Origin of the sequence: Candidatus Agathobaculum pullicola, assembly GCF_052117205.1 — a bacterium.
In the GTDB taxonomy this organism is placed as follows: domain Bacteria; phylum Bacillota; class Clostridia; order Oscillospirales; family Butyricicoccaceae; genus Agathobaculum; species Agathobaculum pullicola.
In genome coordinates, this window is record NZ_JBQKJP010000007.1 from 19,239 (window position 1) to 42,715 (window position 23,477).

Genomic DNA, 23,477 nt, shown 5'->3' on the forward strand with positions numbered 1-23,477 from the left:
AGGTTTCGGATGGCAACCAGTTACAACAAGGATTTTGACTATGCTGAGGCGATTGCGAGCACACAGGATGCCGGTGAACGGCAGCAGCTGCTTGCCGCGCGCCAGAGCAAAATCGAGGGCGAGGGGCTGGCAGGAAAGGTTGCGTCCAATGACGCTGTTTCCACCTGGAATGGCGGTTACCGTCCCTATTCGGTCTCCAGCACGGAACGCGGCGGCAGCGAGGTCAGCCGATTATACGATGCAGCCGAACAAGCACGGTTGCAGCGCTTGGAGGCTGCTCGTACACGCATCCAACAACAGCTTCAGAGCAACCTATCCGCAATCGAAAGCGATTATATCGCCGGCATGAGGCAAACCGATATCAACGCACGCCAATCCGTGATTTCCAACGAGGAAACGCTGGCTGCACTCGGTCTGAACATGGGCGCACGGGGCGCCGCCGCTACCTCGGGCGCTGCGGAAACCAGCCGCATTGCCATTGACAACCAATACCGCAGCGATCTCAACGCGCTGGGTCAGGCGCGTCTTGCCGCGCGCGCCGCCGCACAGGACAGCGCCTCCGCGCAGCAAGCCGCTTTGGAGAACGATTATTTCACCGCCTCGGAAAACGCGTCGCTCCAGCAGGCACAGTCCGCGCTGACGCAGTTCAACACCGACCGGAATTACAGCCTGTCGGTCGCCGGACTGACCGGTTTTCTTAACGGCACGCCTACACTGGCCTATCGGGATTATGCTTCCGGTTTGACCAGTCAGGCGCAGACACAGGCTTACGAACAAGCCTTCAATCGCTGGAAAACATCCGGCTACGTGCAGTCGGGTGACGCCGCTATTCTCGGTGTGCCTGCCGGCACGCCGACCGCGGATGCCAGCTACAAAAACGCCAGTCTGTCCTTACAGCAGTGGAAGGCCGGATATTGGTATTAACATACATTTTTCTGTATAAAAAGCCGGTCTCTGCATTTATCGCAGAGACCGGCTTTTGAAAGAAATGAAGATGTGGGCTAAGTTATTTAATGTTTTACACCATAGTTGTTCGTTATTCTACAACGGAGCAATCAATCATCTTGTATAAACAATCATATCACAGCCCTATTCTGAGGTCAACACTTTTCTCTTACAAATACTTGTATAATTTCTTATATGTTCCATATTCTTGGATTTTTATGCCTTTTTCGTGGAGAAATCTGTATTTTCGACCGACATCAAATTTACTCTCCGCAAAGCAAAAGCCGTTCATCTTTCGATGAACGGCTTTTAAACCTATGCGAATACTTACTTGTTCTTCAGGTTGAAGAAAGCGTCCTTGCCGAGGTACTTTGCAACGTCCTCGCCCAGCTCTTCCTCGATGCGGAGCAGCTGATTGTACTTGGCAACGCGGTCGGTACGGCTCGGTGCACCGGTCTTAATCTGGCCGGCGTTGAGCGCAACAGCGATGTCAGCAATGGTAGCATCCTCGGTCTCACCCGAACGGTGAGAAACAACCGCGGTATAGCCCGCACGGTTTGCCATCTGGATAGCATCCAGCGTCTCGGTCAGAGAACCGATCTGGTTTACCTTGATGAGGATGGAGTTTGCAACACCCATGTCAATGCCCTTCTTCAGGCGGGTGGTGTTGGTAACAAACAGGTCGTCGCCAACCAGCTGGATCTTGTCGCCAAGAGCCTTGGTCAGCATCTCCCAGCCTTCCCAATCCTCTTCAGCCATGCCGTCCTCGAGTGAGATGATCGGGTACTTCTCAGCAAAGCCCTTCCACATCTTAACCAGCTGCTGCTGGGTCATCTTCTTGCCGGACTTGGGCTGGATATAGCACTTCTCTTCGTCGTTCCACCACTCGGAGGAAGCAGCGTCAATTGCAATCATGAAGTCCTCGCCGGGCTTGTAGCCAGCCTCTTCGATTGCCTTAACGATAACCTTGAGCGCGTCCTCATCCTTCTTCAGGTTGGGAGCGTAGCCGCCCTCGTCGCCAACGCCCGCAGCCGGGGTGCCGTTCTCCTTGAGGGTGCTCTTGAGCTGATGGAATACCTCTGCACAGCGGCGCAACGCCTCACGGAAGGACGGAGCGGAAACCGGCATAATCATGAATTCCTGAATCTCAACGTTGTTGGTCGCGTGCGCGCCGCCGTTGAGAATGTTCATCATGGGCATCGGCAGGGTCTTGGCATTGCAGCCGCCGATGTAGTTGTACAGCGGCAGGCTCAGTGCTTCAGCCGCAGCCTTGGCAACCGCCAGAGATACGCCCAGAATAGCGTTTGCGCCGAACTTGGTCTTGTTCGGGGTGCCGTCCGCATCGATCATTGCCTTGTCGATAGCCTGCTGATCGAGTGCGTTCATGCCGATGATGGTCTCAGCGATCTCGCCGTTGACAGCGTCAACCGCCTTCAGAACGCCCTTGCCATTGTAACGGGACTTGTCGCCGTCGCGCAGCTCGCAAGCCTCAAAGATACCGGTGGAAGCGCCGGACGGAACAGCCGCACGGCCCATATAGGCGCCGGTGTCGCCCTCAACGTAAACCTCAACCTCGACGGTCGGGTTGCCGCGGGAGTCCATAACCTCGCGGCCGAGTACATCAACAATTTCAATGTAGCCCTTCATAATTCTTACTCCTTTTTATTTGAAATTTGGGGGTACGCAATAAATAATTACTTGATGAGCAGGCTGTGGCCGGTCATTTCCTCCGGCTGCGGCAGGCCCATCATCTCGAGCAGCGTCGGCGCCAGATCCGCCAGCACGCCGCCCTCTGCCAGCTTGCCCGGATGGCCCACCATCACCAGCGGCACCGGATTGGTCGAGTGTGCGGTGAACGGGGTTACGCCGTCTGCATCGAGCATCTGGTCAACGTTGCCGTGGTCGGCGGTGATCAGGCACTGACCGCCCATCTTGAGGATGGCGTCCACTACCTTGCCCACGCCGTCATCGGTCGCTTCGATGGCCTTGACGGCAGCATCGAACACGCCGGTATGGCCGACCATATCGCAGTTGGCAAAGTTCAAAACGATTACGTCATACTTGCCGGACAGGATGCGCCGCACGCACTCCTCGGTCACGGCAGGCTCGCTCATCTCCGGTTGGAGGTCGTAAGTGGCCACCTTGGGAGACGGAATCAGCGCGCGGTCCTCGCCCGGGTATTCCTTCTCCACGCCGCCGTTGAAGAAGAAGGTAACATGCGCGTACTTCTCGGTCTCTGCAATACGCAGCTGGGTCAGACCCTTGTCCGAAATATACTCGCCGAAGGTGTTCTTCAGGCTCTGCGGCTTGAAGGCAACCTCAACGCCGGCGATGGTCGCGTCATACTGCGTCATGCAGACGTAGTGAATGTTGCGGCGCTGGCGCTTGAAGCCGTCAAACTCATGGTCGACAAACGCACGGGTGATTTCACGCGCACGGTCGGGACGGAAGTTTGCAAAGATGATCGCGTCGTCATCGCGAACGGTCGCGCCCTCGGTCACGATGACCGGAACGACAAACTCATCGGTGACGCCCGCGTCATAAGACTTCTGCATGGCCTCATGCGCGGTAGCAGCGTGCTCGCCGATGCCCTCGGCAATCGCCTGATAGGCTTTTTCCACGCGGTCCCAGCGCTTGTCGCGGTCCATCGCGTAGTAACGGCCGGAAACCGTGGCAATGCAGCCAAGCTCCAGCGTATCGATCTTGTTCTGCAGACGGTCGATATACTCGATACCGGACTGCGGAGGCGTGTCACGACCGTCCATAAAGCAGTGGAAGCATACCTTGCGCAGACCGTTGCGGCGCGCCAGCTCGAGCAGCGCGAACATGTGGTCAATGTGCGAGTGTACGCCGCCGTCGGACAGCAGACCAAAAATGTGCAGCGTGGAATCAAACCACTTGCACTGGTTGATTGCGCTCATCAGCGCCTCATTCGAGAAGAAATCGCCGTCCTGAATGGACTTGGTGATGCGGGTCAGCTCCTGATAGACGATGCGGCCCGCGCCAATATTGGTGTGGCCAACCTCGGAGTTGCCCATCTGGCCATCCGGCAGACCAACATCCAAGCCGGAAGCGCCGATATATACCAGCGGGTTTTCCTTGAAGATACGGTCAAGATTCGGAGTGTTCGCCGCCTCAATCGCGTTACCCTTTTTCTCTTCGCGGTGACCAAAGCCATCCATGATGATCAGCGCGGTCGGCTTTTTCGGCTCGTCCGCCTTGTTTGCCGCCGCCTTGCGGGTGGTGGTCTTTTTGGCAGCCGTTGCCTTTTTGGCAGCGGGCTTTTCCTCCGCCTTGACTTCCGTCTGGGAAGCCTCTGTCACGGCTACATTTCCCTCTTCGATTGCCGCCTTGCTCGGCACATTTTGCTTTTTCATACTCTTACTTACTCCTTTACAAAGGCGGACGAAAGGGGACAACGCTGTTTCCGATGTCCCCTCCCGCACGCACGGCGCGGGGAGTAAACCCTCACCGTAATTCTTATCTTATTGATTCGCTGCTTCGACAATGGTGGCGAAGTCAGCGCTCTTCAGGGAGGCGCCGCCGATCAGGCCGCCGTCAACATCCGGCTGAGCCAGCAGCTCGGCTGCGTTCTTGGCGTTCATCGAACCACCGTACTGGATGGTGATACCGCGGGCTGCACGCGCGCCATACTTCTCGCGCAGGCAATCGCGGATAGCGCCGCAAACCTCGCCCGCCTGCTCGGCGGTAGCGGTCTTGCCGGTGCCAATCGCCCAGATCGGCTCGTAAGCGATAACAACCTTCTTGACATCCTCCACAGCAACGCCCTGCAGAGCGATCTTAATCTGCTTGCGGATAACCTCCATGGTTACATCCTGCTCGCGCTCGGTCAGGCTCTCGCCAACGCACAGGATCGGACGCAGGCCGTTTTCCAGCGCAACCAGAACCTTCTTGTTGCAGGCCTCGTCAGTTTCGTTGAAGTACTGACGGCGCTCAGAGTGGCCGATGATAACGTACTTCACGCCCAGTTCCTTGAGCATATCAGCAGAAATCTCGCCCGTGAACGCGCCGGACTTCTCAAAATGCATATTTTCCGCACCGATGGCAATTTTGGAGCCCTTGGCCGCCTTGACAGCAGCCTGAATATCGGTAAACGGCACGCAAAGAACCATCTCGCACCACTTGGTCTTGGAGAGCAGCGGCTTCATCTCTTCGATGAGGGCCTTTGCTTCGCTCGGCGTCTTGTTCATCTTCCAGTTGCCGGCGATGATGGTCTTACGGTATCTGCGATTCATTTTGGTTTTACCCCTTTCAAACTTTTCGACGGCGTATCCGTCCTGATCAATATGTACTATAGCGGGGCAGCTTACGCCCCGATATAAAGTACATTTTCGCGCAAAATGCGCAAATTACTTGTCCTGCAGGCAAGCAATGCCGGGCAGCTCCAGACCCTCGAGGAACTCGAGAGACGCGCCGCCGCCGGTGGAGATGTGGGTCATCTTGTCCGCAAAGCCCAGCTTCTCAACCGCAGCTGCAGAGTCACCGCCGCCGATGATGGAAACCGCACCGGAAGCCGCGATTGCCTTTGCAACCTCCTTGGTGCCGACAGCGAAGGTGTCAAACTCGAATACGCCCATGGGGCCGTTCCAGACAACCGTGCCGGCGTTCTTAACCGCATCGGAGAACAGCGCAATGGTCTTCGGGCCGATGTCCATGCCCATCATGTTGTCCGGCAGCTGGCCTGCTTCGTAAACAACCGGCTCCGCGTCCGCACCGAAATGGTCGCCGCAAACCGTGTCAACCGGCAGCAGGAGCTTGACGCCCTTTTCTTCCGCCTTCTTGATCAGGCCGAGCGCCAGATCCATCTTGTCGTCTTCGCACAGCGAGGTGCCGATCTTGCCGCCCTGCGCCTTGGAGAAGGTATAGGCCATGCCGCCGCCGATGATGACGGTGTCGCACTTGTCGATCAGGTTGTTGATAACATTAATCTTATCGGAAACCTTCGCGCCGCCCAGAATAGCAACGAACGGACGGGCCGGATCGGAGAGCGCCTTGCCCATGATGGAGATTTCCTTATTGATGAGGAAGCCGCAGACAGCCGGCAGATAGTCGGCAATACCGGCGGTAGAAGCATGCGCACGGTGGGACGTGCCGAATGCGTCGTTGACAAAGATTTCAGCCATATCGGCAAACGCCTTTGCCAGAGCGGGATCGTTCTTGGTCTCGCCCTTCTCGAAGCGAACGTTCTCGAGCAGAACCGCCTCGCCCGGCTTGACTTCCGCCGCGAGCTTCTTGGCATCCTCGCCGACGACATCCTTAGCCAGCTTCACTTCCTGGCCGAGCAGCTCGCCCAGACGCTTTGCAACCGGCGCGAGAGAATACTTCATATTAACCTCGCCCTTCGGACGACCGAGGTGCGAGCACAGAATCACAGCCGCATTGTGATCCAGCAGATACTTGATGGTTTCGAGCGACGCGCGAATACGCTTGTCGTCCGTGATGTTGCCGTTCTCATCCTGCGGAACGTTAAAATCGCAGCGAACGATAACCTTCTTACCGTTTACGTCGATGTCCTCCACGCTCTTCTTGTTATACTGCATAAATATCCCTCTCCCTTTCTGAATATAAAAGTTAGCGATACGGAGCAAATTTCCGGCCTTCCCATAAAAAGAATTCCGTTTCCATTACAAAATTATACTCGTTTCTCCCGTGATTCGCAAGCCAAATTGTGAAAAACCTTATCTATCCGTTCTCTTTTAGAGGATTTTTGCGTTTTGCCGGAAATAATTGTGAAATATTAAACAATATGACCAATTGACCTTAGCCGCGAGGCTGTCCATAAAATGCAACGGCAATCGCCTGCGGGCCGGTATTGGTCAGCACGGACGGCCCTATCGGACTGCGCCGCACATTCATAAAGCCTATCTCTGTACGCAGGCGTTTTTCCATTTCATCGATACGGGCAGCCGGTATATCACCGTAAAGCAGCAACGCCACCTGTCTTTCCGGCTGCACCACACGAGCGGACACCTTGCGAATGATGCCGCTGACCAACGCCTTTTCTCCGCGCACCTTGTCGCAAACCTTGACCTCGCCGCCGCACACATGGCTGATGGGCTTGAGTCCCAGCGCCTCGCCGACAAAGGCCGCGCCGCCTGAGATGCGTCCGGATTTTTTCAGATGCGTCAGGCTGTACACCCCGAGGAATGCTTCCACGCGATTGAGCCGGCTGTTCACCACGCTGCAGATCGCATCAAAGCTGTCTCCCTGATCGCGCATCTGCGTTGCCATCACCACGATATGTCCATAGATATAGGTATAGGTAGCCGAGTCAATCAGTTCAATCCGCATCGCCTCGCCCGCCTCCTCGCGGAACATGTCGCGCGCAAGGCAAGCCGCCTGATAGGTTCCCGAACCGTTGGCATTGATGAGCACACCCAAATAATGCGTGCAGCCGCGCGCAGCCGCACGCCGGTAGGAATCCAGAAATACGGTCGGCGTGATCATCGCGGTCGTCGGAATCTCCCGGCTGCTTTCAAGCAGCTTGCAGTATTCCTCGGGCGTGATGTCATAGTATTCGCGGATGGTTCTCCCCTCATGCGTGAGCGTGATGGGAATGATTTCAATGCTGTGCGACTCCACCAGCGCCTGCGGGATATCCGCGGACGAGTCGGTCATAATATGTATTTTTTCCATGTTTCCCTCCTTATCCCCGCGGGAATGGTCCCGCTCTCCTGAGGTTTTCAAAACCGGTCTGCCGCAGCGCTTCAAACGCAATCACCGCCACCGAGTTGGACAGGTTGAGGCTTCTCGCACCCTCGCGCATCGGGATGCGCACGCAGCGTTCCGGATGCGCAATCAGCATCTCTTCGGGCAGTCCCTTTGTCTCCTTGCCGAACAGCAGATAGTCGCCGTCGCGGTATGCCGCTTCATGATAGGCGCGCGGCGCCTTGGTGGTCGCGTAGAAGTAGCGGCCGTTTGGGTTCTTCTCAAAAAACTCGTTTAAATTTTTATACATGCGAACGTCCAGCAGATGCCAGTAATCCAGCCCCGCGCGTTTCATCCGCTTGTCATCGATTGCAAAGCCGAGCGGCTCTATCAAATGCAGCACGCAGCCCGTTGCCGCACAGGTGCGGGCAATGTTGCCGGTATTCTGCGGAATCTCCGGCTCGACCAGAACAATATGCAGCATATGTCTCTCCTCATTTTTCAAAGCTCTTTTTATTTTAGGCGATACCCATGCATTTTTCAAGATATTTGCTGTTTTTTCGCAAAAATAAATCCCCCAATCAGAAAAGATTGGGGGAAAATAACACTCTGTTATGCAATTTCCGCGTAAACGCCGTAAACATATCCTTGCTCGGCGGCCTGCTCATCAGTCAGCACCTCGCCGGTAAGCCGCATACCACTGCCGTCATCCGGGTAGGTGACGCCCAGTTTGCCGGTGTGCAGGGTGAGGGTCTGGGTGTCGGTCGTTCCATCGGTGAAGGTCACCGTGACGGTCAGCACCGCGCCGTCAAATTCGTCGATGCGGCCGTGCCACGCTTCGCGTAGATCGGCATTGGGATCATACGGCTTGGGCTCGCCCCAGAATCCATAACTTACTTCCGGATCATAGTCGTCCACAAAACCGTTTTCCAGCTTCCAACAGGCATCGATCTCGGATGCATTCTCTGTTTCGCCTAAACCGTATGACATCACCTCATCCGCGCCTTCCAACCGTGGGTCGGATGCAGCTTCCGCTGCCGCAACAGCGGAACTTTTCCCTGCCCGCAAGGCCTCTTCCGCCGCTGCCGTCATCTGATAATATGCATCTACATCAAAACCGGTCAGCGTCTTGGTGCGATACAGACCACCTTTATCCATCGACGCGCTCACGCTTTGGATATTCTCGCCTGTCACCTTGAACAAACAGCCGGAGAAAAATCCTTTTTCTGGGTCGTCCACGCCAGCTCCATCATCGAACACAATCTTGCTGTTCTTTGGCTCCAGCACCTCCCCTGTTTCCGCAGCATACGCCACGATGCCGAACGAGTGCGCGACCGCCTCAGCCACTGCATCGGAAGCGGGCTGGCCGCTTTGCTGCGACTTCCAAACCGCCGTGCCGCCGACCACCACGCCGAATGCACATGCCACGGCTACAATCCTCTTTGCCATGCCGAACCGGCGGCGCGGCGCAGCTGCCAGATGCTGCGGTGTGTTCTGTTGCTCTTCCCGACGCGCCTGCCGCGCTGCTGCAAGGGTGCGCTCCTTCAGTTCATCTGGCGCTTTGATATTCTTCAGTCGGTTCCAGTTGTTCCGGTTGTCCATCATCATTTCCCTCCAGTTCGATTCTCAGTTTTTTGCGGGCGCGGTGCAGGCGGGTGCGCACCGTCGCGGGGCGGCAGCCCACCAGCGGCGCGATTTCGTCCGTACCATACCCCTCGACGTAGTGCAGCCAGACCACGATACGCAAATCGTCCGGCAGTGCGCGCACCGCCTGCCAGAGTTCGTCGTTTCCGTCTTGTGCCGGTGCTGCGGCATCTGGAGCGGCCTCAAGCGGCGCAGTGCGCCGAAACCATGCCGACCGACGCAGGTCGTTGCAGCAGTTGACTGTCACGCGCAGCAGCCACGCCTTGAGATGCTCGTCATCGCGGAAGTCGGTTGTGTCGCGCAGCAGCCGCAGGAATACCTCCTGATACACGTCCTCCGCATCCGCGCGGCTGTCCAGCCGGCAAAGTGCCAGCCGATACACCGCGTTGCCGCAGCGCTCCATCGCGTTACACAGAAATGTGTCTGAACGCAGGTTGGTTTGCATCTTGCTCCATCCTCCTTTCTGCCAACAACACGAGGAAAATTGCCGGATTGTTCCCAATTCCGCACTTCCTTTTCCCCCTTTTTCGTCGCTGTCCAACCATTCTTTGTTAATAATGTTCATTTTTACCGCCCTTATATGGTCATATTGAACAATAATGCTTCGCATTTTTCAGAAATATTGAATAAATTTCATCTTGCAGTTTTATATAAAATCACTATAATAGAATTATCAAATCAAGTGTGAGGTCAACCGCTTGTTGTTCCACATCGGTGCCGATCACGCTTCACGCCGCGTTTCCTGTTAAGATCGCGCTTTCCTTTTTTGACAGTCTCCAATTACCTTTTCTCTTTTATACTATTCTCTTTCACGGGGCTGCCCATATGGGCAGCCCTTCCTCTTTGCCTTGTTTTTCCCACACAGGAAACGGGCGGCATCCTTCGATGCCGCCCGTTTTGTTTTCATGGTTTATTTTGCAAAAAATTGTCGTGTCTGCTTGATATTCTCGTCGATTGCTGCGCGCAGCGCCTCGGCTGATTCAAAGCGTTTTTCCGGCCGCAGGAACTTGTGCAGCTCCACATGAACCATCTTGCCGTACAGGTCGCCCGCAAAATCGAGCAGATGCGGCTCAATGGTCGGCGCACCGCCGTCCATAAACGTCGGCTTGATGCCGATGTTGGTTGCCGCAATGTAACGTTTACCGCCCACCAGCACACGCGTCGCATACACGCCATAGGGCGGCAGCGCCATTTCAGGCGGCAGCGCGAGGTTGACGGTCGGCACTTGCAGCACACTGGTTCCCACTCGCCGACCATGCTCGACCACACCGGTCACGGTGTACGGATGACCGAGGAAGCGTGCCGCACCCTCCATGTCGCCCTGCGAAATCAGCTGTCGAATATAGGTCGAGGAGACCACAATACCGTCCACCTTAACATCCTCAATGCAGTCATAGCCGATACCGGCCTTGCGACATTCCTCTGCCATGCCCTCGGCATTTCCCTTTCCCTTATAGCCGAAACGGTTGTTGCGGCCCGAGATGAGCCAGCGCGCACCAAACTGCTCGATGAGCATTTTGTGAATGAAATCGCGCCAGTCCATGTGCTGCATATGTTCGTCAAAATGGCCGAAGATGACCTCATCCACGCCGCCGAGCACTTTGATTTCCTCGCGGCGATAGGCATTGGCCGTCAGCAACGGCACCTGACGCCCCAGCACCACGGAATCCGGATGTACGTCAAACGTGAACACTGCGCTTGTGCCGCCAATCTGCTTTGCGCGCTCAACCGCGCGCTCCATCAGTGCCTGATGGCCCAGATGGACGCCGTCAAAATAGCCCAGCGCAATCGCACGCGGCTTTTGATATTCCCGCATAGGGTTGCCCCCTTCTGAACACCTGCCCGCAGGCAGACTGTATTATTTGAAATTCTTATAGACAAACAGGCCCAATCCGCCTTTATTGAGCACGCGCACCTGTCCAAGCAGGAGAAACTGCTTTTGATGGTACACGCGGCACAACGCACTTTCGGTTTCTGGCATGCCTGCCGCCTGACGCGGAAAAACCACCGCGCCCCGCGCAATGCGTTCCGCGCCCTCGTCAGTAAGTGTCACCGCGGGATATTCGGCAAACAGGCCGTCCACGGGCAGCAGTAAATCCTGCACCGTGCCGTCCTGCATCGCCCGCTCAACCGCATCAAACGTGTGGCAGGCATCCAGCGGATACGCTCCCGCGCGCGTGCGCACCAAGCTGTGCATCACTGCCAGCGTACCGAGCGACACGCCCATATCATGCACCAGCGTGCGCACATACGTTCCCTTGCTGACACGCAGCCGCAATGTGCCCTGCTGAGTATCCTCATCGAAATCCGCAAGTGACATCTCCTGCACAAAGATATCACGTGCGGGCCGCTCCACCTCCTTGCCCTTGCGGGCAAGGTCATAGAGTTTTTGGCCATTGACCTTGACTGCCGAATACATCGGCGGCACCTGCTGCTGCGCGCCCAAAAAGCGCGCCGCCGCCTGCGCGACCTCGTCGCGCGTCGCGGTTCGGCCGCTGCGGCGCAGCGTTTGGCCGGTCACGTCCTGCGTGTCGGTTTCATAGCCGAGCGTGAAGCCCGCAACGTATTCCTTGTCCTGCGCGGCGGCGAAATCCGCCGCTTTGGTCGCCCCGCCGACAAACACCGGCAATACACCGGTCGCCATCGGGTCGAGCGTGCCGCCGTGCCCGATGCGCCGCGTGTGCAGGATACCGCGCAGCTTGGCGACCACATCATGCGAGGTAAACCCTTGCGGCTTGTCCATCAGCAGGATACCGCAAAGTTCAGTTTGCTGCATGGTACTGCTCCCGTGCGGCTACAAGGATAGCTGCCTTGGCCTCTTCCATGCCGCAGTCAAAGCTCGCGCCGCCCGCGCGGATATGTCCGCCGCCGCCGCATTTCCTGCAAATGGCCGACGCATCCATTTCCTTGGTCGTGCGCACGGATGCCTTGACCGTTTTATCCTTGTTTTCGGTCAGCGTGATACCGATTTGCACGCCCTCGATCTGCCGTGTGAGCGACGCGATCGAGTCCAAATCATCCATATCCGCGCCCGTGCGGTCGATATCCGCGCGCCACAGCACCGCCACCGCAATCGTGCCGTCCTCATAGAACTCCATCGTATCAAAGATGATGCGCTCCATCTGGAAACGCGGCATGGTCTTGGTCTCAAACAGGGCGCGGTTGATTTCGCCGCCGTCGATACCCGCGGTCAGGCACGCCGCCGCGACCGCGTGGGTGTGCGCGGTCGTATTGGAGAACTTAAAGCATCCGGTATCGGTCGAAACGCCAATATAAACGCACTCGGCAATGTCGGTGGTCAGCTTCACGCCGAGCGCCATAATCACGTCATACAGCACCTCGGCGCACGCGCCCGCGTCCGGTCGAACCAGATTTTTCTTGCCGAAACCGAGATTGGAGCGGTGATGGTCGATCACCAGATCGACCTTGCCCTTGTACTCCTCCGCCGTATCCGGAAACAGCTTTTCCTCCGCAATGTCGGTGGAAACCACAAACCGCGGCTGAAAGCCCTCGGGCGGATAGCAGGGCACGATGAGCGGCGCATAGCGTTTGGTGATCTCGGGATTTTGCAGAATAAATGCGGTCTTACCGATCTGCCGCAGCGCACGGCACAGCGCGCCCGCGCAGCCCGTGGTATCGCCATCCGGGCGGCGGTGGCACAGGATGAGGATGTCGTCCGCGCCTTGCAGCGCCGCGGCAGCGCCCGCAACGTCTACGGTCATTCCTCGTCCTCCCCTCCAAGCTTGCCTTCATTTTTCAGTTCGTGCAGCATTTCTGAAATATGCGCGCCGTGGGTAATCGAGTTGTCCAGCTCGAACACCAGCTCGGGCGCATAACGCAGCTGCACCCTGTGGCCCACCTCGCGCCGCAGCCAGCCCGCGGCGGATTTCAGGCCCTTCATGACCTCCTTGGCCTGCGTTTCGCTTCCCAGTACGGAGATATAGCACTTGGCATAGCGCAAGTCGTTGGTCACTTCGCAGTGCACCACCGAAACCAGACCGTTCTGCACGCGCGGGTCCTTAACTTCACGCATGGCTTCGGCCAGTGCCTTCATGACTTCTTCCGAAATGCGGTCAATTCGTGTAGACAAAATACATTCCTCCTTTTATGAGGGATGGGTAAATTTGCGGCGCGCATCGCGCCGCATGTATTCCGCTTTCTCTGGAGAGAAAGCGCAAAAAGCCGCGACATGTGCGTGGCTTTTTGCCGCCCGTGCTGTGCCGTGTCTCACACGGCACAGCGCCCTCGTTTGAAAGCGTGCTTTCAAATGAAGCCCGTCAGGGCTTTACTTCCTCCATCACGAAGCATTCAATGATATCCTGCTCCTTGATGTCGTTATAGTTTTCAATGCTCATGCCGCACTCGTAGCCGGATGCGACTTCCTTGACATCGTCCTTAAAGCGCTTGAGCGTATTGAGGTGGCCCTCGTGGAACACGATGCCGTCGCGCACCACGCGCACCTCGGCGTTGCGCTGAATCTTGCCATCCTGCACATAGCAGCCGGCAACCGCGCCCGCGCCGGTAATCTTGAACACCTGACGCACTTCAGCATGGCCGAGCACCACTTCCTTGAACTTCGGCTCGAGCATGCCCTTCATCGCCTGCTCCATTTCCTCGATCGCGTCATAAATGACACGGTACATGCGCATATCCACGCCCTGCTGTGCAGCAGAGTCGGTTGCGGTGCGGTCAGGACGCACGTTAAAGCCGACAATGATCGCGCCGGACGCTGCGGCAAGCATAACGTCGGACTCGTTGATTGCGCCGACCGCGCCGTGGATAACCTTGACGCGCACTTCGTCGTTGGTGAGCTTTTCGAGCGACGCACGGATCGCCTCAACCGAACCCTGTACGTCGGCCTTGACGATGATGTTCAGCTCCTTCATCTCGCCTTCCTGAATGGAAGCGAACAGGTTGTCGAGCGTGACCTTGTGGAACTGCTTGTTGCGCTCTTCCTTTTCCTTGTCCTTACGCTGCGCAACCAGCTCGCGCGCCATCTTCTCGTCGTCTACCGCGTCGAAGATATCGCCCGCGCCCGGTACCTCCGCCAGACCGATGATCTCAACCGGAACGGACGGGCCGGCTTCCTGAATCTTCTTGCCGTCGTCGTTGGTCATCGCGCGCACACGGCCAACTGCCGTGCCTGCAATAACCGTATCGCCCGCATGCAGCGTGCCGTTTTGTACCAGCAGCGTCGCCACCGGACCGCGGCCCTTGTCAAGCTTGGCTTCGATAACCGTACCGTGTGCCTTGCGGTTCGGGTTGGCCTTGAGGTCTGCCACCTCAGCGGTCAGCAGCACCATTTCGAGCAGATTTTCAATGCCCTGACCAAACTTTGCCGAAATCTGGCACACAATCGTGTCGCCGCCCCACTCTTCAGGCACAATTTCGTACTCGGTCAGCTGCTGGAGCACGCGGTCCGGATTGGCGCCCGGCTTGTCGATTTTGTTTACCGCCACGATAATCGGCACATTTGCCGCCTTGGCGTGGTTGATCGCCTCAATGGTCTGGGGCATCACGCCGTCGTCCGCCGCCACGACCAGAATCGCAATGTCGGTAACCTGTGCGCCGCGGGCACGCATGGACGTAAACGCCGCATGGCCCGGGGTATCCAGGAAGGTGATCGGCTTGCCATCCACCGCGACGCGGTATGCGCCGATGTGCTGGGTGATGCCGCCGGCCTCGCCCTCGGTCACCTTGGTTTTGCGGATCGCATCAAGCAGACTGGTCTTACCGTGGTCTACGTGACCCATAACAACGACAACCGGATCGCGGGGCTGCAGTTCGTCCTCGCTGTCCTCGTGCTCGTCAAACAGACGCTCCTCGATGGTAACGTGCACTTCCTTCTCGACCTTGCAGCCCATTTCCTCGGCAACGATTGCCGCGGTATCAAAGTCGATGATCTCCGAGATGGAGGCCATGACGCCCAGCTTGATGAGACCCTTGATAACGTCCGCCGCGGTGCGCTTCATACGGGAGGCCAGCTCGCCGACCGAAATTTCGTCCGGTATCATGACCTTAACCGGAATCTTCTTGAGCGCTGCCATCTGCTGCTGGCGCTGCAGGCGCTTCATTTTCTCCTGCTCCTCCTGACGGCGCTTGTTGCCGAAGGGCTTGGAGCGCTGGTCGGACTTCTTGGTCAGCTTCTGCTTTTTCTGGCCACGCGATTCCATGCGCTCGGCCTTGGCGTCCACCAGCTTATCGACATGGTCGTCATACTTGGCCAAATTGACGTCGCCGGTGCCGCGGGTATCGATGCGGTGCACCTGCTTGACCTTGCTGCTGGCCGGCTGCGCCGGTTTCTCGCTTTCCGGATTGGTTTCCTTCGCCGTGCCCGCTTCCTTCGGCGCATCCGTTACCGCCTGCTCCTTTGCCGGCTTTTCCGCCTTTTCTGCTTTGTCGGACGCGCCGGACGATGCCTGACGGTTGAGCACCTGCTCCAGATCGGCAACCTGATTATGCTGCGTCATATATTCAAAGATAACGCTCAATTCCTCATCGCCGAGCACCTGCATATGGTTTTTAGGTGTGGTGCAGTACTCAGTAAGGATTTCCGTAATCTCCTTGGTAGATGCACCGAAATCCTTTGCGACCTCGTGTACGCGATATTTATTCTCTATTGCCATGGGCAACTCCTCCTATACACTGTTCTTCGATACAGCCGTACAGGCTGCATCGAGAGGGGACGCACCGCGTGAAACGCGGATGCGTCCGAAGCTGCGCAAAGTTCCGATGCGCGAAACTTTGCTCCGCTCTGGTATCCCATACGCCGGCAAAGCCGGTGTAGGGGATGAAAATCACCGCTCTGCTTTGCTGCGCGGGGATTTTGTATGAAAGACGCGCTTTGCGCGTGGGTTTTTGGTGGGTTTGTGCTGCGCGGTCGGACGGCTGCTCGTTCCCGTCTTGCGGAAATGGCCGCTGCCGTTTCCGCTGTGCTGCGAGGCCGTGCGTCTGCGTTCGTCCGTCCTGCGCTGCGGTTTGGCAGGCCCGGACGGTTTTTCGTCCGTCTTAGCCTGTGTCTCCCGGTCACGGGGTTTCTTTTTGCCCCGTCTCGACTGGATGCGCACATTCTTTTCGCTCAGCTGCGCCGCTACAGTCTCATATTGCGTATGCGTCGCGGCCAGCTTACCGATGGCCGCAGCCGCCATGCCAATGTCGCTGAGCGCGCACACGGCGCAGCCGTTCTTGCCAATCGCCGCGCCCAACGCCTCCTTGCCGTGCGGCAAGGTGATGCACGGCACGTTCGCACGCTCGGCGTACATTGCCGCTTTTTTGGCCGTGCTTTCGCCCGCGTCCGCGGCTACCAGCACACAGCGCGCTTTATGGTCGGCGCAGAGCTGACGCACCAACTCATCACCAAACGCCAGCTTACCGGCGCGTCGCGCCAGCCCCAGCATACCGAGACAGGGATCACTCGCCATGCGCACCCTCCTGTTCCATCTGCTGCTCCAGCTGGTCGTAAACCTCTTCGGGAACCGATACGGACAGTGCGCGCTCAATTGCACGGCTCTTACGCGCCTTTTTCAGACAGTCCGGCTTGCCGCACAGATACGCCCCGCGACCGGGCGCTTTGCCCTTGAAATCCAGCGTGATTTCACCTTCGGGTGAACGCACCACGCGGATGAGTTCACGCTTGGGAAAATGTTCGCGGCAGCCAAGGCATTGCCGCATGGGGATTTTCTTCTGCACCATATTCTGCCGCACCCCCGTTTTGTTATTCGCCCTGCGAAGCGGGAGCGATGTCAATTTTGCAGCCGGTCAGCTTGGCGGCAAGGCGCGCGTTCTGGCCTTCCTTGCCGATGGCCAGCGACAGCTGATCATCCGGCACAATCACGCGGCAGGACTTGTTGTCCGCCTGCATAGTCGCGGAGATGACGTCCGCCGGCGCAAGGGCCGCGGAAACAAACTGCGCGGTATCCTCGTTCCACTTGATGATATCGATTTTTTCGCCGTTCAGCTCGCCCGTGATATTGGCCACGCGCGCGCCGCGCGTACCGACGCATGCGCCGATGGGGTCGACGTTCTCCTCGTGCGACACAACCGCTATCTTTGTGCGATTGCCCGCCTCACGCGCGATGCTCTTGACCTCGACCACGCCGGAATGGATTTCCGGTACTTCCAGCTCGAACAGGCGCTTGACCAGTCCCGGATGCGTGCGGGAAACCACAACCTGTGGGCCGCGCGTGCCACGGCGCACTTCAATCAGGTAGACCTTGAGGCGCTGACCCTCGACCAGCTCCTCGCCGCGCACCTGCTCGGTGGCGGAAAGCACCGCTTCGCTCTTCTCGCCGCCCGAAACCACATCCAGATACGCATTGCCCGAGCGCGGGTCGATGCGGGAGATGACGCCGGTCAGAATTTCATGCTCCTTGCTCTCAAATTCTGAAATTACCATGCCGCGCTCCGCTTCGCGGATGCCCTGAATGATGACCTGCTTGGCAGTCTGCGCCGCGATGCGGCCGAATGACTTGGTCGGAATATCAATGTCGATAATGTCGCCCACCATCGGGTTTTTCTTATATTCCGCGGCCTCTTCCAGCGTAATCTCCTCATACGGCTCGTAAAGATCCTCCGCCCTGACCACGGTTTTGCGCACATACATTCGGATGGTTTTCTTGTCGCGGTCCGGCTCGACAAATACGTTATCCGTCATGCCATCGTTGTCGCGCTTGTATGCGGTGATCAGCGCCTGACCCACGCGGTCCAGCATGTAGTCCACCGGGATCCCCTTTTCCTTTTCGAGCTGCTCCAGCGCGTCAAAAAATTCTGCGTTCACCATTTTTTCCAATCAAACTCCTTACTTATATCTCAACCGCAAGCCGTACCGCGGCGATATCCGCCGGCTCATAAACCGTGCGCTGTCCGCCGGTTTCCAGCGTTACATTGCCGTTTTCATAGGCAATCAAGGTGCCTTCGACCTGTTTTGCTCCGTTTACCGGCTTATAAAATCCAACCTCGACCGGGTGGCCGAGAAACGCCGCGAAGTGCTCGGGCTTTTTCAGCCGCCGCGACAGCCCCGCCGAGGATACGCACAGCGTATAGGACGGCATGCTGTCAAATTCCTTTTCGTCCAGCATCGGGTCAAGCGCGCGCGACACCTGCTCGCACTGGTCGATATGCACGCCGTCCGGATGGTCGACGGTGACGGTCAGCATATACTGTCCGCCTTCCTTTTCAAATTCCACGTCCCATAGGGAAACGCCGGCCTGCTCGCACAGGGGACGGACCAGCTCCTCCACGCGGGCGACGATCTGCTTTGCCTGCAAAGCCATCCCTCCTTCAAAAAAACTCCAAGCAAAGCGTAAGGAGTGGCTTTCGCCACTCCTTACGGTTACTTTCTTACTGAACGTGCTTAGTATATCACGTTTCCGCTGTAAATGCAAGGTATTTTCGTGCAGAAAACACGTTTTTTCTAAAATTTGTTTGTTATGCCGGTCATCTTGCACATAAAAAATGTTATCCAGTAAGCACGCTACTGGATAACCTTTTTCAAAGCAGTCTTTACTTGACCAGCTCAATGATCGCCATTTCGGCAGCGTCGCCGCGGCGGGGACCGGTCTTGATGATGCGGGTGTAGCCGCCGTTACGGCTTGCATACTCCGGCGCAATCTCAGAGAACAGCTTTGCCACTACAGCCTCCTTGGTGATGAAAGCCATCGCCTGGCGGCGGGAAGCCAGCGTGTTCTTCTTGCCAAGGGTAATCATCTTCTCCGTCAGCGGGCCGACTTCCTTGGCGCGGGCAACAGTGGTCTCAACCTTGCCGTTCTCCAGCAGGTAGGTCACCATCGCACGCAGCATCGCCATACGGTGATCCGTCGGACGGCCGAGCTTGCGATTGTTAGCCATTCGTGTTTACCTCCAAAATAAAGTAAAGGCGGCGGCGCGGCTTAACGTGCCGCCGCGTTGTAGTTCTTATCATGAACCGATACGGTTATGCGGCAACCGTCCGGATCATTCCTCGGACTTGGCCAGATGCAGGCCCATGGCCTCCAGCTTGCCGATAACCTCTTCCAGCGACTTGCGGCCCAGATTGCGGACCTTCATCATGTCCTCTTCGGAAGTGTTGATCAAATCCTCGACGGTGTTGATGCCTGCGCGCTTGAGGCAGTTGAACGAACGCACCGAGAAGTCCAGCTCCTCAATGGTCATTTCAAGCACCTTATCGTGCTGCGCTTCAGCCTTCTCCACCACCGTGGACTTGGAGCCAATCTCCTCGGACAGGTCGACGAACAGGTCGAGGTGGTCGCGCAGGACCTTCGCGCCGAGCGAAACCGCGTCGCGCGCGGTGATCGTGCCGTCGGTCCATACCTCGAGTGTGAGTTTATCATAGTCGGTCAGATCACGCACACGGGTATTTTCCACCGTGTAGTTGACCTTATAGACCGGCGTGTAGATCGAATCCACCGGAATGACCCCGATAGAGGTCTGATGCTGCTTGTTTTTCTCAGCCGGCACATAGCCGCGGCCGGAAGTCAGCGTGATCTCCATGGACAGACGCGCGTCGCTCATCAAGGTAGCGATGTGCATGTCGGGATTGAGAATCTCAACCTCGCCGTCGGCATGGATATCACCGGCCTTGACCTCGCCCTCACCGGCGGCCTCAATGTAGACCGTCTTGGGGCCGTCGCAATGCAGCTTGGCAATGATGCCCTTGATGTTCAGCACAATCTCGGTCACGTCTTCTTTAACGCCCGGAATGGTGGAAAACTCATGCTGCACGCCGGCAATCTTGATGCTGGACGCTGCCGTACCGGGCAGCGAGGAGAGCAGGATGCGGCGTAGGGAGTTGCCCAGCGTGGTGCCATATCCGCGCTCCAGCGGCTCTACGACGAACTTACCGTAAGAACCGTCCTCAGCGAGCTGTTCACAGTCAATACGCGGCTTTTCGATTTCGATCATTTGGTACCCTCCTTCACATTGGTTGGAAACTCTAAGCGGAGCAAGCGAAGCAGACGCCTCGCCAGCTCCAAAAGCGAGGGTCTATTATTTCGAGTACAACTCGACGATGAGGTGCTCTTCAACATCGTAGTCGATGTCATCGCGGGCCGGCATCGCAACGATCTTGCCCTCGAAGGAGTCCTTGGCCTTGTCAATCCACTTGGGGCAGGCCTTCTTACCGTTCTCCTCCAGCAGGGTCTTGAACTTGGTGGAGGTGCGGGACTTCTCACGGACAGCAACAACATCGCCCGGCTTTACCTGATAGGACGGGATGTTGACGCGCTTGCCGTTTACAGTAAAGTGCGCGTGGTTTACCAGCTGACGCGCCTCGCGGCGGGTGTTGGCAAAGCCCATGCGGAAAACGACGTTGTCCAGACGACGCTCGAGCTCCTGCAGCAGGATAGAACCGGTGATGCCCTGCTTGCGGTCAGCCTTCTCGTAGTAAGCACGGAACTGCTTCTCGAGAACGCCGTAGATGAATTTTACCTTCTGCTTTTCAGCCAGCTGCATGCCATACTCGGACTGCTTACGGCGGGTCTGCTTGGGCTGACGCTTGGTGGACTTGGAGTAGCCCAGAACCGCGGGGGAGAGACCAAGCGTCTTGCAGCGCTTGAGAACGGGCTGTGTATTCTTAGCCATTTATCGGTTTCCTCCTCTATTAGACTCTTCTTCTCTTGGGCGGGCGGCAGCCATTGTGCGGGATCGGGGTTACGTCCTTAATCATGGTAACCTCGAGGCCGGCAGCCTGCAGCGCACGGATCGCAGCCTCACGGCCGGAACCGGGGCCCTTGACGTAAACTTCAACAGTCTTGAGGCCGTGCTCCATCGCAGCGGCGGCAGCGGTCTCAGCTGCGGTCTGCGCCGCGAACGGAGTGGACTTACGCGAGCCGCGGAAGCCCATTTCGCCGGAGGAAGCCCAGGAAATCGCGTTGCCGTTCAGGTCGGTGATGGTAACGATAGTGTTGTTGAAAGAGGAACGGATGTGAGCCGCGCCCTTTTCAATGTTCTTGCGCTCGCGGCGGCGCGTACGGGTCGCCGCGCCCTTCTTCTGTACCTTAGCCATTTATACGTTCCCCTCCTTACTTCTTCTTGTTCGCAATGGTCTTCTTCGGGCCCTTGCGGGTACGCGCGTTGGTCTTGGTGCGCTGGCCGCGAACCGGCAGGCCGCGACGGTGACGCAGGCCGCGGTAGCAGCCGATTTCAACCAGGCGCTTGATATTCAGGCCGATTTCGCGGCGCAGGTCGCCTTCGACGTTGTAGTCGCGGTCGATTACTTCACGCAGCTTAGCGGCTTCTTCTTCAGTCAGATCCTTGACGTGGGTATCCGGATTGATACCGGTCTTGGCAAGGATTTCGTTGGATGTCTTGCGGCCAATGCCGAAGACGTAGGTCAGGCCGATCTCCACGCGCTTCTCGCGGGGAAGGTCAACACCGGCAATACGTGCCATATTTTCTATAACCTCCGATTTGTTACACTGAGGCGTGTTGGCAAACACAGTATAGGGACCGCCTCCGCCCCTGCAGCGCCGCACTCGCCGTGCGTGCTTGTCGTGTTCACGTAAACCATCATCCCGCGCCTTATGCGCGGCAATTTATCCGAAAACGGGAAAACCCGGTTTTCGTACTGTTGCGCCGTCAGGCGCATTTCATCAGGCAACCGCCGCGCAGTTGCCGTAAAAACCCGCGACATGCGCGTGGGTTTTTACACAAACCGACGGAGAATTGTGCCCATAGGGCGCGATTCGCAGTCGGTAAACTCGATCGAAAGCGTGGTTTCGATCGAAATCATCCCTGCTTCTGCTTGTGCTTCGGGTTCTGGCAGATAACCATAACCTTGCCCTTGCGGCGGATGATCTTGCACTTCTCGCAGATCGGCTTTACAGACGGTCTTACCTTCATGACATTTTACCTCCATCAAAATTTTTGGTGGGATGGGACACCGGCATAACCGGCGACCGCTGGCGCTCGGGTCACATACGCGCCTCCGCCCGCTTTTTTCTTACTTGGAACGCCAAGTGATACGACCGCGGGTCAGGTCGTAGGGCGACATCTGAACGGTGACCTTGTCGCCGGGAAGAATACGGATAAAATTCATGCGGAGCTTGCCGGAGATATGGGCAAGGATCTTATGCCCGTTGGGCAGCTCCACCTGAAACATCGCGTTAGGCAGCGCCTCTATGACGGTACCTTCCAGTTCGATTACATCATCTTTTGCCATTTACGGGATACCCTCCTCGGTCAATTTGCGTCCTCCGCCCCCGTCCAGAGGGCGAGCGCTTTACGGATATCGCTGTTGGTCAGGCGGCCGTTTTCCAGCAGCTTGTGCTGGGTGCGTTCATCGCACCGGCCCTGACGGCTGACATGCCGGCGGCGCTTGCGCTTCGGGTTTTCCGCCCGACGGCCGCGCCCGTTGGCCAGCAGAAGAAACTCCCCCTCTTCCGCGACAACCAGCATCAAAAGCCCCTTATCCCTTCCGGTCAGCGACAGGACAATGTCGGCTGTATGAGTCTCTGCCATTACAGCACCTCGCCGTCGATATTGGTCATAATCTCCGGCTCTCCATCTGTGATGGCAATGGTGTTTTCGTAGTGGGCGGACAATTTGCCGTCCTTGGTTTTGACGGTCCAGCCGTCCGGCAGGACCTTAATGTCATACACACCCACGTTGACCATGGGTTCCACTGCGATGGTCATACCGCGCTGTAAACGGAGGCCGTGGCCGGGGCGGCCGAAATTCGGCACTTCGGGGGATTCGTGCAGATTCTCGCCCACGCCGTGACCGACGTACGCACGCACGACCGAAAATCCGTTTTTCTCCACATAGGCCTGTACGGCCGCGGAGATATCCGAAACGCGATAGCCCTCGCGGGCAAATTTGATACCCTCATAGAAGCTCTGCCGGGTCACCTCGATCAAGCGCTTGGCTTCGTCGCTGACCGCACCGCAAGGTACGGTGCAGGCACAATCGCCATGGAAGCCGCCGATATAGGCGCCAACGTCCACCTTCACAATATCGCCCTCGTTGACCACGCGGGTGTCGGAAGGGATACCGTGAATGACCTCGTCGTTGATCGATACACAGGCGCTGCCGGGAAAGCCGGCATAACCGAGGAAGGAGGGCTTACCGCCCGCCTGCTCGATTGTTTTACGGACAATCCGGTCAATCTCGCCCGTAGTGACACCGGGGTGGACGGCGTCCGCCGCCGCCTTACGCGCAATGGCGGTCAGGCGGCAGGCAACGCGCATCCGTTCGAGCTCCTGCTCTGTTTTAATGCGTATCAT

27 protein-coding genes are annotated in these 23,477 nt (G+C 57.4%); 1 reads left to right on the forward strand and 26 read right to left on the reverse strand.

The features are described from left to right. Nucleotides 1-9: 9 nt before the first annotated feature. The gene (locus ACTQ3V_RS04290; protein WP_441466431.1) at nucleotides 10-924 is read left to right on the forward strand and encodes a hypothetical protein; all 915 of its coding nucleotides are present in this window, start codon (nucleotides 10-12) and stop codon (nucleotides 922-924) included. 348 nt (nucleotides 925-1,272) lie between these two features. Here ACTQ3V_RS04290 and eno read toward each other — a convergent pair whose 3' ends face one another. The 26 genes from eno to map form a co-directional block, all read right to left on the reverse strand. After that, nucleotides 1,273-2,592, reverse strand: a complete 1,320-nt coding sequence (gene eno, locus ACTQ3V_RS04295; protein WP_441466432.1) for a phosphopyruvate hydratase — start codon at nucleotides 2,590-2,592, stop codon at nucleotides 1,273-1,275. Between the two features lie 47 nt (nucleotides 2,593-2,639). After that, nucleotides 2,640-4,322 carry a 2,3-bisphosphoglycerate-independent phosphoglycerate mutase gene (gene gpmI / locus ACTQ3V_RS04300; RefSeq protein ID WP_441466433.1) on the reverse strand — a complete coding sequence of 561 codons (1,683 nt, stop codon included), beginning with the start codon at nucleotides 4,320-4,322 and terminating at the stop codon, nucleotides 2,640-2,642. 108 nt (nucleotides 4,323-4,430) lie between these two features. Beyond that, complete coding sequence (gene tpiA / locus ACTQ3V_RS04305) at nucleotides 4,431-5,201, reverse strand: triose-phosphate isomerase (RefSeq protein WP_441466434.1); 771 nt, start codon at nucleotides 5,199-5,201, stop codon at nucleotides 4,431-4,433. A 114-nt stretch (nucleotides 5,202-5,315) separates the two neighbouring features. Further along, on the reverse strand, nucleotides 5,316-6,506 hold the full coding sequence (locus tag ACTQ3V_RS04310; protein WP_441466435.1) for a phosphoglycerate kinase: 1,191 nt from the start codon (nucleotides 6,504-6,506) through the stop codon (nucleotides 5,316-5,318). Nucleotides 6,507-6,726: 220 nt separating this feature from the next. After that, nucleotides 6,727-7,602: a DegV family protein gene (locus ACTQ3V_RS04315; protein ID WP_441466436.1), complete on the reverse strand. Its 876-nt coding sequence runs from the start codon at nucleotides 7,600-7,602 to the stop codon at nucleotides 6,727-6,729. 10 nt (nucleotides 7,603-7,612) lie between these two features. Beyond that, nucleotides 7,613-8,098: a tRNA (uridine(34)/cytosine(34)/5-carboxymethylaminomethyluridine(34)-2'-O)-methyltransferase TrmL gene (gene trmL, locus ACTQ3V_RS04320; protein WP_441466437.1), complete on the reverse strand. Its 486-nt coding sequence runs from the start codon at nucleotides 8,096-8,098 to the stop codon at nucleotides 7,613-7,615. Nucleotides 8,099-8,226: 128 nt separating this feature from the next. Then, nucleotides 8,227-9,216, reverse strand: coding sequence for a hypothetical protein (locus ACTQ3V_RS04325; protein WP_441362034.1), 990 nt, complete (start codon nucleotides 9,214-9,216; stop codon nucleotides 8,227-8,229). Then, entirely contained in the window at nucleotides 9,164-9,703 is a 540-nt protein-coding gene (locus tag ACTQ3V_RS04330) for an RNA polymerase sigma factor (RefSeq protein ID WP_441466438.1), read from the reverse strand. The genes ACTQ3V_RS04325 and ACTQ3V_RS04330 overlap by 53 nt, the downstream gene beginning before the upstream one ends. A 465-nt stretch (nucleotides 9,704-10,168) precedes the next feature. Continuing rightward, entirely contained in the window at nucleotides 10,169-11,074 is a 906-nt protein-coding gene (gene ribF, locus ACTQ3V_RS04335) for a riboflavin biosynthesis protein RibF (protein ID WP_441466439.1), read from the reverse strand. Between the two features lie 42 nt (nucleotides 11,075-11,116). Next, a complete protein-coding gene (gene truB, locus ACTQ3V_RS04340; protein WP_441466440.1) occupies nucleotides 11,117-12,034 on the reverse strand; it encodes a tRNA pseudouridine(55) synthase TruB in 918 nt (305 codons plus the stop codon). Further along, on the reverse strand, nucleotides 12,021-12,980 hold the full coding sequence (locus tag ACTQ3V_RS04345; protein ID WP_441466441.1) for a DHH family phosphoesterase: 960 nt from the start codon (nucleotides 12,978-12,980) through the stop codon (nucleotides 12,021-12,023). Before ACTQ3V_RS04345 ends, truB begins: the two co-directional genes overlap by 14 nt. Then, nucleotides 12,977-13,348 carry a 30S ribosome-binding factor RbfA gene (gene rbfA / locus ACTQ3V_RS04350; protein ID WP_441466442.1) on the reverse strand — a complete coding sequence of 124 codons (372 nt, stop codon included), beginning with the start codon at nucleotides 13,346-13,348 and terminating at the stop codon, nucleotides 12,977-12,979. The genes ACTQ3V_RS04345 and rbfA overlap by 4 nt, the downstream gene beginning before the upstream one ends. A gap of 187 nt (nucleotides 13,349-13,535) precedes the next feature. Further along, on the reverse strand, nucleotides 13,536-15,884 hold the full coding sequence (gene infB / locus ACTQ3V_RS04355; protein WP_441466443.1) for a translation initiation factor IF-2: 2,349 nt from the start codon (nucleotides 15,882-15,884) through the stop codon (nucleotides 13,536-13,538). 171 nt (nucleotides 15,885-16,055) lie between these two features. Next, entirely contained in the window at nucleotides 16,056-16,679 is a 624-nt protein-coding gene (locus ACTQ3V_RS04360) for a L7Ae/L30e/S12e/Gadd45 family ribosomal protein (protein WP_441466444.1), read from the reverse strand. Next, a complete protein-coding gene (gene rnpM / locus ACTQ3V_RS04365) occupies nucleotides 16,669-16,950 on the reverse strand; it encodes an RNase P modulator RnpM (protein WP_441466445.1) in 282 nt (93 codons plus the stop codon). The genes ACTQ3V_RS04360 and rnpM overlap by 11 nt, the downstream gene beginning before the upstream one ends. 22 nt (nucleotides 16,951-16,972) lie before the next feature. Beyond that, entirely contained in the window at nucleotides 16,973-18,037 is a 1,065-nt protein-coding gene (gene nusA, locus ACTQ3V_RS04370; RefSeq protein ID WP_441466502.1) for a transcription termination factor NusA, read from the reverse strand. A gap of 22 nt (nucleotides 18,038-18,059) precedes the next feature. Continuing rightward, complete coding sequence (gene rimP, locus ACTQ3V_RS04375) at nucleotides 18,060-18,524, reverse strand: ribosome maturation factor RimP (RefSeq protein WP_441466446.1); 465 nt, start codon at nucleotides 18,522-18,524, stop codon at nucleotides 18,060-18,062. 235 nt (nucleotides 18,525-18,759) lie between these two features. After that, a complete protein-coding gene (rplQ, locus tag ACTQ3V_RS04380) occupies nucleotides 18,760-19,104 on the reverse strand; it encodes a 50S ribosomal protein L17 (RefSeq protein WP_297275428.1) in 345 nt (114 codons plus the stop codon). Nucleotides 19,105-19,209: 105 nt separating this feature from the next. Next, complete coding sequence (locus ACTQ3V_RS04385) at nucleotides 19,210-20,157, reverse strand: DNA-directed RNA polymerase subunit alpha (RefSeq protein WP_125115738.1); 948 nt, start codon at nucleotides 20,155-20,157, stop codon at nucleotides 19,210-19,212. Between the two features lie 84 nt (nucleotides 20,158-20,241). Further along, nucleotides 20,242-20,835 (reverse strand): 30S ribosomal protein S4, encoded by a 594-nt coding sequence (gene rpsD / locus ACTQ3V_RS04390; RefSeq protein WP_441466447.1) that lies wholly within the window; start codon nucleotides 20,833-20,835, stop codon nucleotides 20,242-20,244. 19 nt (nucleotides 20,836-20,854) lie between these two features. After that, on the reverse strand, nucleotides 20,855-21,259 hold the full coding sequence (gene rpsK / locus ACTQ3V_RS04395; RefSeq protein ID WP_031472201.1) for a 30S ribosomal protein S11: 405 nt from the start codon (nucleotides 21,257-21,259) through the stop codon (nucleotides 20,855-20,857). 16 nt (nucleotides 21,260-21,275) lie between these two features. Then, nucleotides 21,276-21,644 carry a 30S ribosomal protein S13 gene (gene rpsM, locus ACTQ3V_RS04400; protein WP_441466503.1) on the reverse strand — a complete coding sequence of 123 codons (369 nt, stop codon included), beginning with the start codon at nucleotides 21,642-21,644 and terminating at the stop codon, nucleotides 21,276-21,278. A 337-nt stretch (nucleotides 21,645-21,981) separates the two neighbouring features. After that, entirely contained in the window at nucleotides 21,982-22,095 is a 114-nt protein-coding gene (gene rpmJ / locus ACTQ3V_RS04405) for a 50S ribosomal protein L36 (RefSeq protein ID WP_031472205.1), read from the reverse strand. A gap of 100 nt (nucleotides 22,096-22,195) precedes the next feature. Continuing rightward, the gene (infA, locus tag ACTQ3V_RS04410) at nucleotides 22,196-22,414 is read right to left on the reverse strand and encodes a translation initiation factor IF-1 (RefSeq protein WP_016148769.1); all 219 of its coding nucleotides are present in this window, start codon (nucleotides 22,412-22,414) and stop codon (nucleotides 22,196-22,198) included. Between the two features lie 20 nt (nucleotides 22,415-22,434). Beyond that, nucleotides 22,435-22,713 (reverse strand): KOW domain-containing RNA-binding protein, encoded by a 279-nt coding sequence (locus ACTQ3V_RS04415; RefSeq protein WP_441466448.1) that lies wholly within the window; start codon nucleotides 22,711-22,713, stop codon nucleotides 22,435-22,437. Beyond that, entirely contained in the window at nucleotides 22,713-23,477 is a 765-nt protein-coding gene (map, locus tag ACTQ3V_RS04420) for a type I methionyl aminopeptidase (protein ID WP_441466449.1), read from the reverse strand. The genes ACTQ3V_RS04415 and map overlap by 1 nt, the downstream gene beginning before the upstream one ends.